We start from the raw sequence: 15443 nt of genomic DNA on the forward strand, positions 1-15443 counted from the left end.
CCCGATGGAGCAGGCCCGTTCGCTCGCTACGGTGCGCATGACGGCGCCGATCTTCTCCTTCAATCTGTGGGGACCGTGTCAGCGCAGCCGACGCAGATACGGGTCGTGGGCATGGCGCGGGACGAGCCGGACGCGGGCGTCGAGCGTCGTGATCCCGTGCGCCCCGGCGAGGACCGGGTTGAGGTCGACGTCGGCCAGCTGGGGCAGGTCCGAGGCCATTCGCGACAGCCGATGCAGCAGCTGCTCCAGAGCACCGAGGTCGGCGGTGGGACGGCCGGCGTAGCCGAACAGCAGCGGCGAGCAGCGTGGCGAGGTCAGCAGGTCGTGCGCGTCGAGCTCCGTCAGCGGGGCCAGCCGGGCCGCATGGTCGGCGAGCAGTTCGGTCGCCGTACCGCCCAGCCCGAACACCACGAGGGGTCCGAAGACCTCGTCCTGGACGACCCCGGCGAACAGTTCGGTGCCGCGTTCGGCGAGTGGCTGGATGACCACCCCAGTCATCCGGTCACCGAACCGGGTGACCAGATCACGGTGAGCGGCTCTGATCTGGGAGGCGTTGTGCAGGTCCAGGTGGAGGGCGTGCTGCTCGCTCTTGTGCAGCAACCCTGGCCAGTAGGCCTTCATCACGACGCGCCCGTCAGGCCCTGCGAGTCGCTCGGCCGCGTCGACGGCCTCGTCCTCGTCCCGGGCCCACGCCCAGGGGATCTGAGGGATGCCGTAGCAGGCGAGGAGCGCCGCGGTCGCCTGCGGATCCAGCCAGCCACCTTTCGGGTTGCCGTCCAGATATGCGGCGGCGAGATCCCGTGCGCGGCCGGTCTCCACGCTCGGCAAATCGGGTACTGAACTCGGTAGCCGGGAGAGCCAGTCGGCGCGGGCGGCGGTGTGGGCGAGGGCACGGGCGGCGTCCTCGGCGTCCGAGTACGCGGGGACGGCGGTCTCGTCGGTGGCCGGTAGAAGTTCGACACGGGCTGCCTGGGCGGGTAGGACCGCAATGACCGGACGAGGGAGCGGCTCTGGGGCCGATGTCAGGGCGCGTACCAAGTCCTCGCCGGTGGCGGTGGCGACAGCAGTGGGGACCAGTGCCACAAGTACGGCGTCCACGGCGCCGTGCCGGGCCAGGAGGCTGACGCACGCCTGTAGTTGCTTTTCGCCGACCGCCGCAGTGACGTCCACGGGATTGGTGGCAGTGGCACCATCCGGCAGTAGGCCAAGAAGCTCGTCCACCAGGTCGGCGCTGAGCGCCGGGACGACGAGCCCGGCGTCCGTGCACGCGTCCGCGGCCAGGACTCCCGCTCCCCCCGCATTGCTCACAACAACGACCTTGGTACCTGCGGCCAGGGGCTGTGCATGCAGCAGGGCAGCGGTGTCCAGGAGCTCGCCGATGGTGCGGGTGGCAGTAATACCGGCCTGGGTGAACAGAGCCTGCCGGGTCATGGTCGGGGTGGCCGCCGCCGCGGTGTGGGAGGCTGCGGCGCGCCGGCCGGCCTCGGATCGGCCGGCGTCCACGGTGAGTATCGGCATCGCCCGGGCCACTCGGCGGGCGGTGCGCGAGAAGGCACGGGGGTTGCCGAAGGATTCCAGATGCAGCAGCGCCAGGTCCGTGTGCCCGTCGCTCTCCCACCACTGGAGCATGTCGTTACCGCTGACGTCGTACTTGTCGCCGAGCGAGACGAAGCTGGACGCGCCGATGCCGAGGCGGGCGAGGCCATCCAGCAGCGCGATGCCGACACCGCCTGATTGCACGGCGACTCCAGCGGTTCCCGGTCCGGGATGGCGGGCAGCGAAGGTCGCGTCGAGACGTACGCGGTCCTCCGTGTTGGCGAGCCCTAGGCAGTTGGGACCAACCAGTCGCATACCGTGGCGCCGGCACGAGCCCATCAGGCCCGCGGCCTGGTGCGTGTTCAGTCCCGCAGAGACCACGAGCAAGGCTCGCACGCCAGCCTTCCCGCACTCCTCTGCCACTCCGTCGACGTACGCGGCCGGTATGGCGATCACGGCCAGGTCAGGCACCTGCGGCAGATCGGCGACGGAGCTGTAGGCGTGTACTCCGGCGACGGCTGCCGCTTCGGGGTGTACGGCGTAGACCAGCCCGGTGTAGGAGCCGGTGCGGATGTTCCTCAGGATCGCCCGCCCTACGGAGCCTGGCTTGCGTCCGGCACCGATCACCACAACGGCCCTCGGCCGCAGCAGCGGCTGCAGGCTGACGACGTCGGCGACCCGGCCCCGGATCTCGACGGCATTCAGGTAGGTGTTGTCCTCCGTGAGTTCGACCGTGCAGTGCACCTCAGGACCGTCGAAGTGACTGGTGACGCGCAGCCCCAGGTCGTGGAAGACCTTCAGCACATCGTGATTCTCGGCCAGGGCGTCCGCGCTGAACGCCGTCACCCCTGCCGTACGGGCCGCGTCCGCCAGGTGTTCCAGCAACAGCGTCGCCACACCCCGGCGGTGCCACCCTTCGGCGACGGCCACCGAGATCTCGGCGGTGCTTCCTGGTGGCAGGACCTCGTATTCCGCCAGGCCCACCAGATGTCCCGCGTATTCAGCTGCTAGCGCGCGGTAGCCAGGCCGCTCGCCCGCTGCCACGCGGTCGGCGGCCTTCCCTGCGGAGGCGGGGTTGGCGGAGAAGAACCGCAGCCGCAGATTCTCCGGCGACATCTCCTGGTACAGCCGTAGCACTTCTTCGCGGTCCGCCGATCCCGCCTGGCGAATCCGTACGGTGGTGCCGTCGCCCAGCAGTGCGTGCACCGGGGCTTCCTTGGTGCCGGTCATCGCAAGATCTCCTTCCGGACGCTTCCTCTCCAGTGTTCGGCGCGTGCTCCGTGGGCCACAGGGGCTGAGCGGGTAAGCGGCGGGGCCGATTGGCCCCAGTACCCCCCGTGCGGTCCGCCCCGAGGCGCATCGGCCGGGCTGAGGACTTGGTGGAATGGGCGGCGGGCCTGAGCTTGTTCCACTTTGACTGACACCTTTGGTGTGGTGGTCAGGCTGCGAGTGCGGTCTCGTAGTCGGCGGGACTGAGGTAGCCGAGGCTGCTGTGCAGTCGGTGCAAGTTGTACCAGCCTTCAATGAAATCGAAGATCGCAGTGTGGGCGGCTGCCCGGCTGGGCCAGACGGCGGTATCGAGCAATTCGCGCTTGATGGTCGAGAGAACGACTCAGCGAGCGCGTTGTCCCAGCACCGACCGGTGCGGCCGACCGGCAGTCGAACGCCGAACTGGTCGGCCAGTATTGCGAATTGGTGGCTGGTGTATTGGGCGGATTCAACCAGTCGTCGCAACACCGGTTTTCTGGGCCGAGTGTAGGTGTTCGTTGAGTGCCTCGGCCGGGGTCTTCCATCCGGGTGTTTTGCGGGGCCGGCTGTTGAGGGCGTGAGCCACTGCCTGGAGTTCGTCGGGCGACCACCTGGACAGGTCGGTGCCTTTGGGAAAGTACTGGCGCAGAAGCCCGTTCGTGTTCTCGTTCGTCCCGCAGGTCACGAACGCCCCCCGGTGCCAACTAGCGCTCCTGGTAACACCGCGGTCCGCAAGCTGCGGGTCGAGTGCCTCACGGCATGGTCCCGGCTGATGGCGGCGCTGATGGCCGAGCGCCGCCCCGACCGGCCGGTACCGGCCGGTCGGGGCGGTTGTGCATCTGCCGGTCACCGCCATCGAGGAGGGCCGGGACCTGTCCTCGATGGCGGCATCCCGGCCGACACCTCCTACTGTCCGCCGCCCGCCAGGCGGCCCGGCCTCACTTCAGGTGGCGGTCCAAGAACCGGCACCCGTCCTCCAGCTCGAACCACGGGGTGCCGGTGTGCCCTCCCGGATTGGCGTGCAGCGTCTTGTCCTTGCTGCCGAACGCGTCGAACAGGTCCAGGGCCCGTTGCCGTGGATTCCCCTGGTCGTCCCACTGCAGCAGGAACAGCAGCGGAATGGTGACCTGCCGGGCCTCCTCGCGCTGGGCACGGGGCACGTACCCACCGGCGAAGAAGCCTGCGGCCGCGATGCGCGGCTCGGCCACCGCCAGCCGAATACCGAGGGCGGTCCACCCCCCGGAGTACCCGACGGGGCCGTCGATCTCGGGCAGCTCAAGGAGTGCGTCCAGAGTGGTCTGCCATTCCGGGACCGCGTTTTCGACGAGCGGGCCGATGAAGGACTCGAAGATCTCGTCGACCTGCTCGCCGGCCTGCATCGCCCGCCGGAGCTCGGTACGGGCCTGCTCATCGGCTGCGGAACGGGGACGGTCACCGCACCCGGCGGCGTCGATGGTGGCCACCGCGTAGCCGCGCGCCGCGGTGTACCGGGCCCGGGCCACCAGCCGGGGTTCCGCCTTGGGAAGGCCGTTGTTGTGGGCCATCAGGACCAGCGGGGCCGGTGCGGATCCAGACGTCCACAGGGTGCCGGGGATCTCGCCGAGGTTGAATTCGCGCTCGAGGACGCCGTCGTCGAGGCGTTGTTCAGAAGTGAATTGCACGGTCGTGCCTTTCGGGAGGGCTCTTGAACGGCGCTCCCGGACGACCTATCGCCCGACCGTGACCCCGGAGGGAAGCACCCATGTAGTTACTGCGTTCACGGGTACCACCTCCTCGTTCTCTCGCACGGCCTCCGGGAGACTAGCAGCGGCCGCCGTGGGTCTGCCAACGGGTTTTTGCCGAGGCTCCGTGGCCGGATGCCGCCTCACCACATGGGCAGCCGATGCGTACCCCGGGGAAGGCGTGCACCCTGGTCGCTCCCTCGTGACGGCCATGAGAGCCGATCAGGCTTTCGTGCGTGACAGGTGGTCGGGGAGGTCGGTGAGCCGTTCGATGCGGAGCACCGTCTCGTCTGCCGTCGGCGATGGTCCACCGGTGACGAAGTCGATGCCTCGGTCCAGCCAGATGCCGGTGAGTCCGGCGACGGCGGCCGCGTGTACATCGCCTTCCAGCATGTCGCCCACGTTGACCGCCTGCGCGGGGTCCGTCCGCATCCGCCGGCAGGCGGCGGCGTAGGCCACGGGCTTGGCCGCTCCGAGCTCGGTCGAGGTCAGGACGGCCTCGAAGTATTCGAGGAGGCCGAAGCGGGCGAGCTTGGCGCGCTGCTGCTCGGGGTCCCCGTTGGTGAGAACAGCCAGACGCGGTCCTCGGGGAAGCCGTTTCAGGGTCTCCAGGCATGGCTGGACATCGGGATAGCACCGCCAGGACTCCGCGAACACGGTGAGGTAGCGCTCAGCGATCCAGGCGTCCAGAAGGCCGGGACTTTCAGGAACCGGCTCGCCGAGCATCGGCAGGAAGGAGCGGAGCCTGCGCCGGTGGTGCTCGGCGAAGGAGCACTGACCGGCCAAGTACTCCCGCATGTGGCGCGCCTCCAGCGTCCACCACAGCGCCACCAGCTCCGCCGGCGGAGCCGTCGCGTTCGGCGCGGCCCGGACGATCTGGCCGATCGTTTCCAGGACAGCGCTTCGATGATCGACCAGGGTGCCGTCCAGATCGAAGAAAATCACATCTGCCATCGGATGATCGTCTCGTGGTGCCTGTCCCGGGCGCCAGAAGGCCGGTGTCGCGATCTTCCTCTTGGGACGGTTCTCCAGGTCGCATGACGCGGGACATGGAACGTGTGAGCGCGATTCGCATCCCTGCTGGCTCAGAACGGGGTCCGCGGTCGATCTCGGGAGCGAGGAGTCGGCGCGCGCCTTCGGGCCGGGGCTGCTCTACTGGCTTCCGGGGGTGCCGTACCCGTAGCCCGGAGAGATCGAGATGAGCACCTACCGAGTCGCCCAGGTCTCCGCCCCCGGCGGTCCGCTCGCGATTGTCGAGCGTGAGATGCCGCAGCCGGGTCCAGGCCACGTACGGATTGCCGTGGATGCCTGCGGGGTCTGCCACAGCGACGTATTTTTCGTGAACGCCGGGGTCCCGGGCGTGCGGTTTCCGCTGGTCCCGGGGCATGAGATCGCCGGGCGTATCGAGGAACTCGGCGAGGGAACGCAGGACAAGGGCTGGCGTGTGGGCGACCGGGTGGCGGTGGGCTGGTTCGGCGGCAGCTGCGGACACTGCAAGCCCTGCAGGCAGGGCGACTTCATCGTGTGCGAGAACCTGAAGGTTCCCGGATGGGCCTACGACGGAGGGTACGCCGAAGCGGTGATCGCTCCGGCAGACGCGCTGGCCCGGATCCCCGACGCGCTGGCCGCGCCCGATGCGGCGCCCCTGGGCTGTGCGGGGGTGACCACGTACAACGGGCTGCGGCGCAGCTCCGCCCGGCCGGGCGACCTGGTCGCCGTGCTCGGCATCGGCGGCCTCGGCCACCTGGGGGTGAAGTACGCAGCCGCCATGGGCTTCGAGACCGTGGCCATCGCCCGCGGAGCCGGCAAGGCCGACTTCGCCGAGCAGCTCGGTGCGCACCACTACATCGACAGCACGGCGGACACCCCCGTCGCGGACGCGCTGCAGTCCCTGGGCGGCGCCAGAGTCGTCCTGGCCACCGCTGCCAACTCCGACGCCACCACAGCGACCGTGGAGGGGCTGTCGCCCCGCGGCGAGCTGGTGGTCATCGGGGCGGACACCGAGCCACTGGGCATCAGCCCGAACCAGCTGCTCATGAGTGGCAAGATCGTCCGGGGCCATCCGTCCGGCACCGCGCAGGACGTGGAGGACACCCTGGCCTTCAGCGCCCTGCACGGAATTCGCCCGATGACCGAGATCGTGCCGCTGGACCAGGCCGATGAGGCTTACCAGAAGATGCTCTCCGGCGCGGCCCGCTTCCGGATGGTGCTGACCACCCGCTGACGTACCCGGCCCTCGGCCTTCCATCGGCGGGTCGCCCGGGCGGCATCCTCGTGAGCGGTGTGCGGGGCTGAGAGGAAGACGTCGGAGTGGTGCTGCTCATTCCAGGGGCCCGCGATGCCGTGGTAGACGCGTGAGTGGGTCGATGGCCGGTCTCAGGCCGGGGCGGTCAGAGAGGCGGCGACTGTCTCCGTGAGGATGTCGAGCAGGTGCCGCAGGCCCGGCCGGCGGGCGGTGCCGGTGCGGTTGGCGGTGTAGACCGTCCGGGTGACGGGCCGCATCAGTGGATGCAGGCTCAGCGGCGCGTTGGCCTCGGGCAGGGCGAGGCGAGGCACGAGCGCGACCCCGGCTCCGGCGGCCGCGAGCGAGGTCAGTACGGAGAAGTCGCTGCTGCGGACCCTGATGCCGGGGACGAATCCGGCGGCCCCGGTGGTGCGTTGGATCATCTCGTAGCAGGAGGTCTCCGGACCGGGGGTCAGCCAGGGGTCGTCCGCGAGGCGGGTCAGATCGGCAGCCTCACCCTCGGCCAGGCCCAGCGCCGTCGCCCGGGCGGGCGCGAGAGCGAGCAGGACCGGGTCCTCCATGAGCAGTGAGGGCTCGCAACCGGCGGGGAAGTCGCGCGGCAGCACGGTGTAACCGTGCACCACGGCCAGGTCCACCTCCCGCTTGCGCAGGGCTTCCAGTGCGAGGTCGGGTTCCTGCTCGACGAGGTGCAGCGAGAGCGAGTGGCTCCTGCTCTCCTCGGTTCCCAGGCGCGCGAAGACGGCCGGCATGAGCCGGCGGGCGGCGGAGGCGAAGGAGGCCACGCGCAGGACGCCGTGCTCTCCGCCCCGCAGGGCCGCGAGGTCGGCCTCGGCGGCGGCCAGGTCGCCCAGGACGACCTCGGCATGTGCGACCAGGAGCTCCCCGGCGGCGGTGAGGCGCAGCGTACGCCCGTGCTTCTCGACGACCGGTACGCCGGCTTCGCGTTCCAGGACCGCCAACTGCTGCGAGATGGCCGGCGCGGTCAGGTGCAGTACGTCGGCGGTTGCGGCGACCGTGCCGTAGGTGGCCAGGTGTTGCAGGATCCGCAGGCGCCGCACATCAAGCATGAAGACATCCTTACCGGCGGCAAGCTCGTCCGGGCGTCTCGGAGCGAGGTTCTGGCCGGGCCTGCCGACTACGGCATCCGTCCGGGCTCCTTCTGATGGTCAGCCGCTGACCCGTGCCACAGGTGTCGCGTCCCGGCGCAGGGCGCTGAGCGCCTGGTCGAGGGAGGTCTCGAGGTAGGTCAGGGAGTCGGTGGCCTGGAGCAGGGTGGCGCCGCCGGTGACGGCGGTCAGAATGGCCGTTGCCGCCGCGCCGGCATCCAGGTCCGCTTCGGCCTCGCCCGAGTCCTTCAAGGCCTGTACGCCTTCGGACAGATGGGCGTGCCAGCGGTCGTAAAGCCGCGTGATGATGCCCTGAGTGGTCGGCCGGGCGACGTCGAGTTGGGCGGTGAGTGCGGACAGTGGGCAGCCGGCACGCTGGGCGTCGTACTTCTCGATCACGCGCTCGCGCCAGTCCTGCCACTTCTGCCAGCTGGTCAGGTCGCCGAGCATGGGCTGCTGGTCGGTGAGGACCTGTTCGGCCTCGTGCTCGGCCACCGCGAGGAGCAGGTCGGACTTGCCCTGCGGGAAGTAGTGGAACAGCTGGCTCTTGCTGGTGGAGGTGGCCGCGCGGATGTCGTCGAGGCTGACTCCGGCGACGCCGTGGTCGCGGATCAGGGCTGCGGCGCCGGTGATGATGCGCTGCCGGGTGGCGGCTCCACGGGTGGTGAGCACGGTGTCGGTGACCTCCTTGTCGGCCAACCTTCCGGGAGGCGTCGAGGGTGACCAGGCTAACTCCATTGGACTTGACAGTCCAGTTCCGCGGGTTCACATTGGACCCCACGGTCCACACTGGACCTAGTGGTCCACTCTGCCGCCCTGCGGCGGCCCGGATCGACCGGATCCACAGAGTTCATTCCGCGCGCCGTCACGACGCCGCGCCGACGAGAAGAGACACCGCATCATGGGCACTCGCCTGCACCACAAGACCGCTCTGGTCACCGGAGCCACCAGCAACATCGGACGCGCGATCGCCGAGGCATTCGCCGCCGAGGGGGCGCACGTCGCCGTCTCCGGCCGGAACCACGAGCGCGGACAAGAGGTCGTCGACGGCATCAGGGCAGCCGGTGGGCGTGCCGACTTCGTCCCCGCCGACCTCGACGGCAGTGCGGCGGCCTCCCGGGCCCTCGCCGACGAGGCGACCCGGGTGCTCGGCGGTCGGGTCGACATCCTGGTCAACAACGCCGGCATCTATCCGGGCTCGACCACCCCGGACACGGACGAGGAGACGTTCGACCAGGTCTATGGCGTCAACGTCAAGGCGCCCTTCTTCCTGACCGCCGCCCTCGCCCCTGCCATGGCCGAGGCGGGCGGTGGCGCGATCGTCAACCTCGGATCGTGGATCGCCCGCCTCGGTATTCCCGTCGGAGCGCTCTACAGCTCCAGCAAGGGAGCGGTGGAGACCCTGACCCGGGCCTGGGCCGCCGAGTTCGGCCCGTCCGGCGTGCGGGTCAACGCGATCTCGCCCGGTGTGGTCCGCACGCCCACCCCCGACGAGACCGAGGCGCGCCCCGGCGACATCATGATGAAGGGCACTCCGGCCGGTGGGGTCGGCAGCCCCGAGTCCATCGCACAGGCGGCGGTGTACCTGGCCGGCGACGAGTCGGCGTTCGTCCACGGAACCGTGCTCGACGTCGACGGCGGCCGGGTCGGCGTGGCGGTCGTCGCGGGGGTGTGACCGGGCCGGAACGCGGGGGTCTGGAGTGTCGGCCGGGTACCGGCGCATCCTGTGGGTGCACACGTCGTTCGCAGGGACGCGGCCGAGCGGGAGGCAGGAGCAGGCATGGCGCACGCCGATCCGGGGCTCTTCGGGCCCGATACCGTCACCTGGCAGCTCCATGGCGACCCGATGATGTGGATCGCCGGCGTGCGTGCCCTGTACCTCCAGGCGCTGCACCCCCGCGCCGTCCGCGGCGTCATGCAGAACTCCGATTTCCGCAAGGACGCGTGGGGACGGCTGATGCGCACGGCCGGCTTCGTCGGCACCATCACCTACGGCACCACGGAAGCCGCCGAGAAGGCGGGCGCCCGGGTCCGCAGGATCCACCGGCTCCTCAAGGCCACCGACCCGGCGACCGGTGAGACGTACGGTGTCGACGAACCGGAGCTGCTGCTGTGGGTGCACTGCGCCGAGGTCGACTCCTACCTTCAGGTGCAGCTCCGCTCCGGCCGGTCCCTCACCGCCGCGCAGGCCGACCGTTACATCGACGAACACCGCACCAGCGCCCGCCTGGTGGGCCTCGACCCCGACGACGTACCCGCGACCACCGCCCAGCTCGCCGCCTACTTCGACCGGGTGCGGCCCGAACTCGTCGCGGGCGCCGAGGCGCTCGTCGTCGACGACTTTCTCCGCCGTCCGCCCGTCCATGCCCTGCTGATCCCGGCGCGCGAACTGCTGTGGCGTCGCGTCGCGGCACTGGCCTACCAGTCACTGCCCCCGTACGCCCATGACCTCTACGGAAGGCCCGCGCCACCCCTGCGCACCGTCGACCGGCGCCTGCGCGCCACCGGAACCGCCCTGCGCTGCATCCCGTCGCGGCTGCGCTGGCAACTCCCGCCCGGCCACATCGTGCAGGCGATGGAACGGCTCGGCCCCGGTAGCCGCCCCGCCCCCTCCAAACTCCGTGACGAGGCAGCCATACTGGACGGGCCGGGGAGGGCGCAGCAGTAGGCGAAGCAACGGGGGCGACAGCACGCGATGGCGGACACCAGGCTGATCCAGAGCCGGTACCGGCTGCTCGATGTGATCGGGCGCGGGGGCATGGGCGAGGTGTGGCGCGCCCGCGACGAGTCGCTCGGCCGCCACGTGGCCGTCAAATGTCTCAAGCCGATGGGGCCCCAGCACGATCAGTCGTTCACCCGGATCCTGCGCGAACGGTTCCGCCGCGAGGCCCGGGTGGCCGCCGCCCTCCAGCACCGAGGTGTCACCGTCGTCCATGACTTCGGCGAATACGACGGTGTGCTCTACCTGGTGATGGAACTCCTCGACGGCCGCAACCTCAGCCAGCTCCTGGAGGACAACGAACAGCACCCACTGCCGGTGCCCGAGATCGTCGACATCGCCGAGCAGGTCGCCGACGCGCTCGGCTACACCCATCAACAGGGCATCGTGCACCGCGACCTGAAGCCCGCCAACATCATGCGGCTGACCGACGGCACGGTGAAGATCTGCGACTTCGGCATCGCCAGACTCGGCCGCGACATCGGCTTCACCTCACGCCTGACCGGTACGGGCATCGCCATGGGTACCCCGCACTACATGTCGCCCGAGCAGATCAGCGGTGGGCATGTCGACCACCGCAGCGACCTCTACTCACTGGGCTGTGTGCTGTACGAGATCGCCACCGGGGTCCCGCCGTTCGACCTCGACGACGCCTGGGCCGTCCTCGTCGGGCACCGCGACACCCAGCCCGAACCGCTGCGCACCCACCGCGCCGAACTCCCCGGCTTCTTCGACCGGGTCGTCCTGGAGCTGCTCGCCAAGACGCCGGAGGAGCGGCCCGTCGACGCGGGCGACCTGCGGCAGCGGATCGCCGTCGGACGCACCGGTGAGCAACAGCACCTCCCGCCGGCGGGGCATCCCCAGCCGTCGGGACGGGTCCGGCTCGCCCCGCCGGTTCCCGTCCTGCGCCCTGGCCGGCAACCCCTCGGCCCCGGGCCGCGACTGCCGTCCTGGACCCGTGGCATGACCGTCGGACACAGGGCGTCCGGGGCCACGCACCTCGGTCTCGCCACGCCCGACCACTCCGCGGGTCTGACCGGCGAATGGACCACCGGCACCGACCTGCGGGCCCTGACCGGAGGCGTCCCGCTCGCCAGGCCCGAGCGGCCCACACCCTCGCCGGAACTGCTCTCCACCCTCGCCAACCGGCACAGCGCGGGCCTCAACCTGGGGCGGCTCGGCCACTGGGAGGAGGCCGGCGAGGTGCACCGTGCGGTCGCCGCCGAACGCGAGCACGCCCTCGGCCCCGACCACCCCGACACCCTCGCCAGCCGGTTCGAGGTCGCGTTCACCCTGAGCCGCACCGGCCGCGCCGCGGACGCTCTCCGCGAGTTCGACCGGGTTGCCCAGGGCCGGGAACGGACCATGGGCCCCGACCACCCCGAAACACTCGCCGCCCGACAGGAGGCGGCGTACGTACTGGGCCAGCTCGGCCGCCACTTCGAGGCCCATCAGGTGTACGCCGCGGTCCTCGCCTCCAGGGAGCGGTCGATGGGCCCCGACCACCCCGACACCCTGCGCTGCCGCCACAACCTCGCGTTCAACCTCAGCAGGCTCGGGCGTCTGGAGGACTCGTTCCGGATGGCCCGCGACGTGGCGCACGCCCGCAGCCGGCTGCTCGGCGCCAGTCACCCGGACACCCTGGTCACCCTCTACGAAGTCGCTTACACCTTGGGTCAGTTGGGGCGTTGGTCGGACGCGCTGCAGACCTACCAGCAGGTCGCCCGGGCCCGCGCGACGACGCTCGGCGCGGACCATCCCGACACGCTCTCCGCGCGCTACGAGGTCGGCATCAGCCTCGGCAGGCTGGGCCGCAGCGCGGAGGCTCTGGAGCTGTACCGCGCCCTCGTCGACGACCGGACCAGGGTGGTCGGCCCCGCCGACCCCGAGACGCTCCGCGCCCGCCACGGCCTCGGCGTCAATCTGGGGCGACTGGCCCGATGGGATGAAGCGCTCGCCGAGTCGCGCGATGTGTGCGCGATCCGGGAGCGCATCCTCGGCCCCGACCACCCCGACACCCTCGTGAGCCGTCGCGAGGTCGCTGTCGGCCTGGGCTGGCTGGGCCGCTGGGCCGATGCCCTCACCGTGTACCGGACGGTCGCCGAGGCGCGCGAACGCGTCCTCGGCGCCGACCACCCCGACGCGCTCGCCAGCCGGAACGACGAGGCGCACTGTCTCGAACAGCTCGGGCGCGGCACGGAGGCGGTCGAGCTGTACCGCAAGGTTGCGGCGCTGCGCCAGCAGCGGGGCGTCGAACCGCACTGACCAGCAACTTCCGCCCCGCCGCCTCTGGCCAGAGGCGATCGTCCCGTGTTACCAAGGGCCATGCCCGCACCTGACACGTATGACGCAGTGATCGTGGGCGGCGGCCACAACGGTCTGGTCGCCGCCGCCTATCTCGCCCGCGCCGGACAGTCCGTCCTTGTTCTCGAACGCCTCGGCAACACCGGGGGAGCGGCCGTCTCGACCCGTCCCTTCGACGGAATCGACGCCCGGCTGTCACGCTACTCGTATCTGGTGTCCTTGCTGCCGCAGAAGATCGTCCGTGATCTCGGGCTGGACTTCGCCGTACGCAAGCGGACCGTCTCCTCGTACACACCGACCGTGCGGGGCGGTCGCGCCACCGGACTGCTCGTCGGCGGGGACTCCACCCGGGAGTCCTTCGCCGCGCTCACCGGCGGCGAGCGCGAGTACGCGGCCTGGCAGCGCTTCTACGGCATGACGCAGCAGGTCGCCGAGCGGGTCTTCCCGACCCTCACCGAGCCGTTGCCCAGCCGGGACGCGCTCCGCGACCGGATCGGTGACCCGGACGCCTGGCGGATGCTCTTCGAGGAACCGATCGGTGTGGCCGTCGAGGAGAACTTCGCCGACGATCTCGTACGCGGAGTCGTGCTGACCGACGCCCTGATCGGCACCTTCGCGGACGCGCACGACCCGTCCCTGCTCCAGAACCGCTGCTTCCTCTACCACGTGATCGGCGGGGGCACCGGCGACTGGGACGTTCCCGTCGGCGGCATGGGCGCGCTCACCGACGCCCTCGCGCAGGCCGCCCGGGCGGCGGGTGCCGAGATCCGGGTCCGGCACGAGGCGACCCGCGTCGAGACCGATGGCACCCGGGCCGAGGTCACCTTCCGCTCACCCGACGGTGAACACCGGGTCGCCGCCCGACGGGTCCTCGTCAACGCGTCGCCGCAGGCCCTCGCCGCACTCCTCGGCGACGAGCCGCCGGCCCCCGCCGAAGGCGCCCAGCTGAAGGTCAACATGCTGCTGCGCCGGCTGCCCCGGCTGCGCGACCGCTCCGTCGACCCACGCGAGGCGTTCGCCGGAACCTTCCATATCGCGGAGGGGTACGGGCAGCTGGCCGACGCCTACCGGGACGCGGCATCGGGGCGGCTGCCCGCGGCGCCCCCGTCCGAGATCTACTGCCACTCGCTGACCGACCCGTCGATCCTCGGTCCCGGACTCGCCGCCCGCGGCTACCAGACCCTCACCCTCTTCGGCCTGCACACTCCCGCCCGGCTCTTCGCAGCGGACAACGAGGCTGCACGCGCCGCCCTCCTCACGGCCACGCTCGCCGAGCTCGACGCGCATCTCGACGAGCCGATCGCCGACTGTCTGGCCGTCGACGGGAACGGCGAGCCGTGCATCGAGGCGAAGACCCCGCTCGACCTCGAACGGGATCTTCGGCTGCCCGGCGGCCATATCTTCCACCGGGATCTCGCCTTCCCATACGCCACGGAATCCACCGGCCGGTGGGGCGTCGAGACGGCGCACGCCAATGTGCTGCTGTGCGGGGCGGGCGCCGTACGCGGAGGCGGGGTCAGCGGGGTTCCCGGCCACAACGCCGCGATGGCGGCGCTGGGCCGGTGACCCGTACCCGCGGCTCCGTACCTACTGACCGAACACGCCGCGCAGCGCACCCAGTTTGCGCGGCAGGTCGTACTCCGCGCCACCCTCGTGCCCGTTGTACGTGAACACCTCGATCGCGGCCGGTCCGGCGTAGCGGTGGTAGGCGGCGAACACCGTCGACGACGGGCACACCTTGTCCATCAGACCCACCGAGAACCACGCCGGCGCGGTCGCCCGCGCCGCGAAGTTGACCGCGTCGAAGTAGGACAGCGTCTCCATCGCCTCGTCGATCCGGAAGCGGTGCCCGGACAGCCAGCGGGCGATCTCGGCGTACGGGCCCGCGTCCGTGATCTGCGAGGCGCGCCGGTAGTGGCAGAGGAACGGCACATCGGCGACCGCCGCCACCACGTCGTCGCGCAGCCCGGCAGCGGCCAGGGCGAGCCCGCCGCCCTGGCTGCCGCCGAGGACCGCGACCCGCGACGCGTCCACGGCCTCGTGCGCCTTCGCCGCATCGACGGCCCGCACCGCGTCCGTGATGAGCCGCCGGTAGTAGTGCCGGTACGGATCCTCGATGCCGCGCGTGAGGAAGCCGGGGGACGAGGAGCCGTGGCCGTCGGGGCCGATGTCCGGGGTGTCCGCGGTGTTCTTGCCCCCACCGCCCTGTCCCCGGTTGTCCATGACCAGATGCGCGTAGCCGAGGGCGCTCCAGGTCAGCCAGGAGTACGGAATGCCCCGGCCGCCGTTGTAGCCGATGTACTGAACCACGGCGGGCAGCGGCGCCGAGCGCGCCCGCGGCAGCATGAGCCACGCCTTCACCGGTTGTCCGCCCCAGCCTCGGAACGTCACATCGAAGGCATCGACCGTCGCGAACCCGGCGTCGTACGGGACGAACTCGGCTTCCAGCTCGTGACGGGCCGCCTCGGTGAGCGTCTTCGCCCAGAAGGCGTCGAAGTCCGCGGGCTCCTCCGGCTCCGGCCGGTACGCCCGCAGCCGCTCCAGGTCCATGTCGAACAGCAAGG

At 70.8% G+C, this 15443-nt stretch carries 12 protein-coding genes and 1 pseudogene; 5 read left to right on the top strand and 8 right to left on the bottom strand.

Annotated features, from left to right (window positions below; translation table 11 throughout):
* Positions 1-78: 78 nt before the first annotated feature.
* The 5 genes and pseudogenes from OG963_RS40120 to OG963_RS40140 all read right to left on the bottom strand — a co-directional run bounded on the left by OG963_RS40120 (position 79) and on the right by OG963_RS40140 (position 5459).
* The gene (locus tag OG963_RS40120; RefSeq protein ID WP_362273244.1) at positions 79-2766 is read right to left on the bottom strand and encodes a bifunctional GNAT family N-acetyltransferase/acetate--CoA ligase family protein; all 2688 of its coding nucleotides are present in this window, start codon (positions 2764-2766) and stop codon (positions 79-81) included.
* A gap of 208 nt (positions 2767-2974) precedes the next feature.
* Complete coding sequence (locus OG963_RS40125; RefSeq protein ID WP_371800355.1) at positions 2975-3133, bottom strand: IS3 family transposase; 159 nt, start codon at positions 3131-3133, stop codon at positions 2975-2977.
* Between the two features lie 120 nt (positions 3134-3253).
* Positions 3254-3460: pseudogene (locus OG963_RS40130) on the bottom strand (transposase); the annotation flags it as partial.
* 262 nt (positions 3461-3722) lie between these two features.
* Positions 3723-4445: a dienelactone hydrolase family protein gene (locus tag OG963_RS40135; RefSeq protein ID WP_371800015.1), complete on the bottom strand. Its 723-nt coding sequence runs from the start codon at positions 4443-4445 to the stop codon at positions 3723-3725.
* Between the two features lie 282 nt (positions 4446-4727).
* Positions 4728-5459 carry an HAD family hydrolase gene (locus OG963_RS40140; protein WP_371800016.1) on the bottom strand — a complete coding sequence of 244 codons (732 nt, stop codon included), beginning with the start codon at positions 5457-5459 and terminating at the stop codon, positions 4728-4730.
* Positions 5460-5703: 244 nt separating this feature from the next.
* Between OG963_RS40140 and OG963_RS40145 the strand changes: the two genes are divergently transcribed.
* The gene (locus OG963_RS40145; protein WP_319740181.1) at positions 5704-6729 is read left to right on the top strand and encodes an alcohol dehydrogenase; all 1026 of its coding nucleotides are present in this window, start codon (positions 5704-5706) and stop codon (positions 6727-6729) included.
* 152 nt (positions 6730-6881) lie between these two features.
* On the opposite strand, the gene OG963_RS40150 is transcribed toward OG963_RS40145, so the two are convergent.
* Together OG963_RS40150 and OG963_RS40155 are read right to left on the bottom strand one after the other, a co-directional pair.
* Complete coding sequence (locus OG963_RS40150; protein ID WP_371800017.1) at positions 6882-7817, bottom strand: LysR family transcriptional regulator; 936 nt, start codon at positions 7815-7817, stop codon at positions 6882-6884.
* 99 nt (positions 7818-7916) lie between these two features.
* Positions 7917-8528: a TetR/AcrR family transcriptional regulator gene (locus tag OG963_RS40155; protein WP_362273254.1), complete on the bottom strand. Its 612-nt coding sequence runs from the start codon at positions 8526-8528 to the stop codon at positions 7917-7919.
* 229 nt (positions 8529-8757) lie between these two features.
* Here OG963_RS40155 and OG963_RS40160 point away from each other — a divergent pair, with 229 nt between their 5' ends.
* The 4 genes from OG963_RS40160 to OG963_RS40175 all read left to right on the top strand — a co-directional run bounded on the left by OG963_RS40160 (position 8758) and on the right by OG963_RS40175 (position 14445).
* Complete coding sequence (locus OG963_RS40160) at positions 8758-9531, top strand: SDR family oxidoreductase (RefSeq protein ID WP_319740184.1); 774 nt, start codon at positions 8758-8760, stop codon at positions 9529-9531.
* Between the two features lie 105 nt (positions 9532-9636).
* Positions 9637-10524: an oxygenase MpaB family protein gene (locus OG963_RS40165; protein WP_319740185.1), complete on the top strand. Its 888-nt coding sequence runs from the start codon at positions 9637-9639 to the stop codon at positions 10522-10524.
* Between the two features lie 27 nt (positions 10525-10551).
* Positions 10552-12840: a tetratricopeptide repeat protein gene (locus OG963_RS40170; RefSeq protein ID WP_371800018.1), complete on the top strand. Its 2289-nt coding sequence runs from the start codon at positions 10552-10554 to the stop codon at positions 12838-12840.
* 60 nt (positions 12841-12900) lie between these two features.
* Positions 12901-14445, top strand: a complete 1545-nt coding sequence (locus tag OG963_RS40175; RefSeq protein WP_371800019.1) for a phytoene desaturase family protein — start codon at positions 12901-12903, stop codon at positions 14443-14445.
* Positions 14446-14466: 21 nt separating this feature from the next.
* Here the strand turns inward: OG963_RS40175 and OG963_RS40180 are convergent, their stop codons facing one another.
* Entirely contained in the window at positions 14467-15441 is a 975-nt protein-coding gene (locus OG963_RS40180; RefSeq protein WP_319740188.1) for an alpha/beta fold hydrolase, read from the bottom strand.
* Positions 15442-15443 lie beyond the last annotated feature (2 nt).

Source organism: Streptomyces sp. NBC_01707 (assembly GCF_041438805.1).
Classification (GTDB): domain Bacteria; phylum Actinomycetota; class Actinomycetes; order Streptomycetales; family Streptomycetaceae; genus Streptomyces.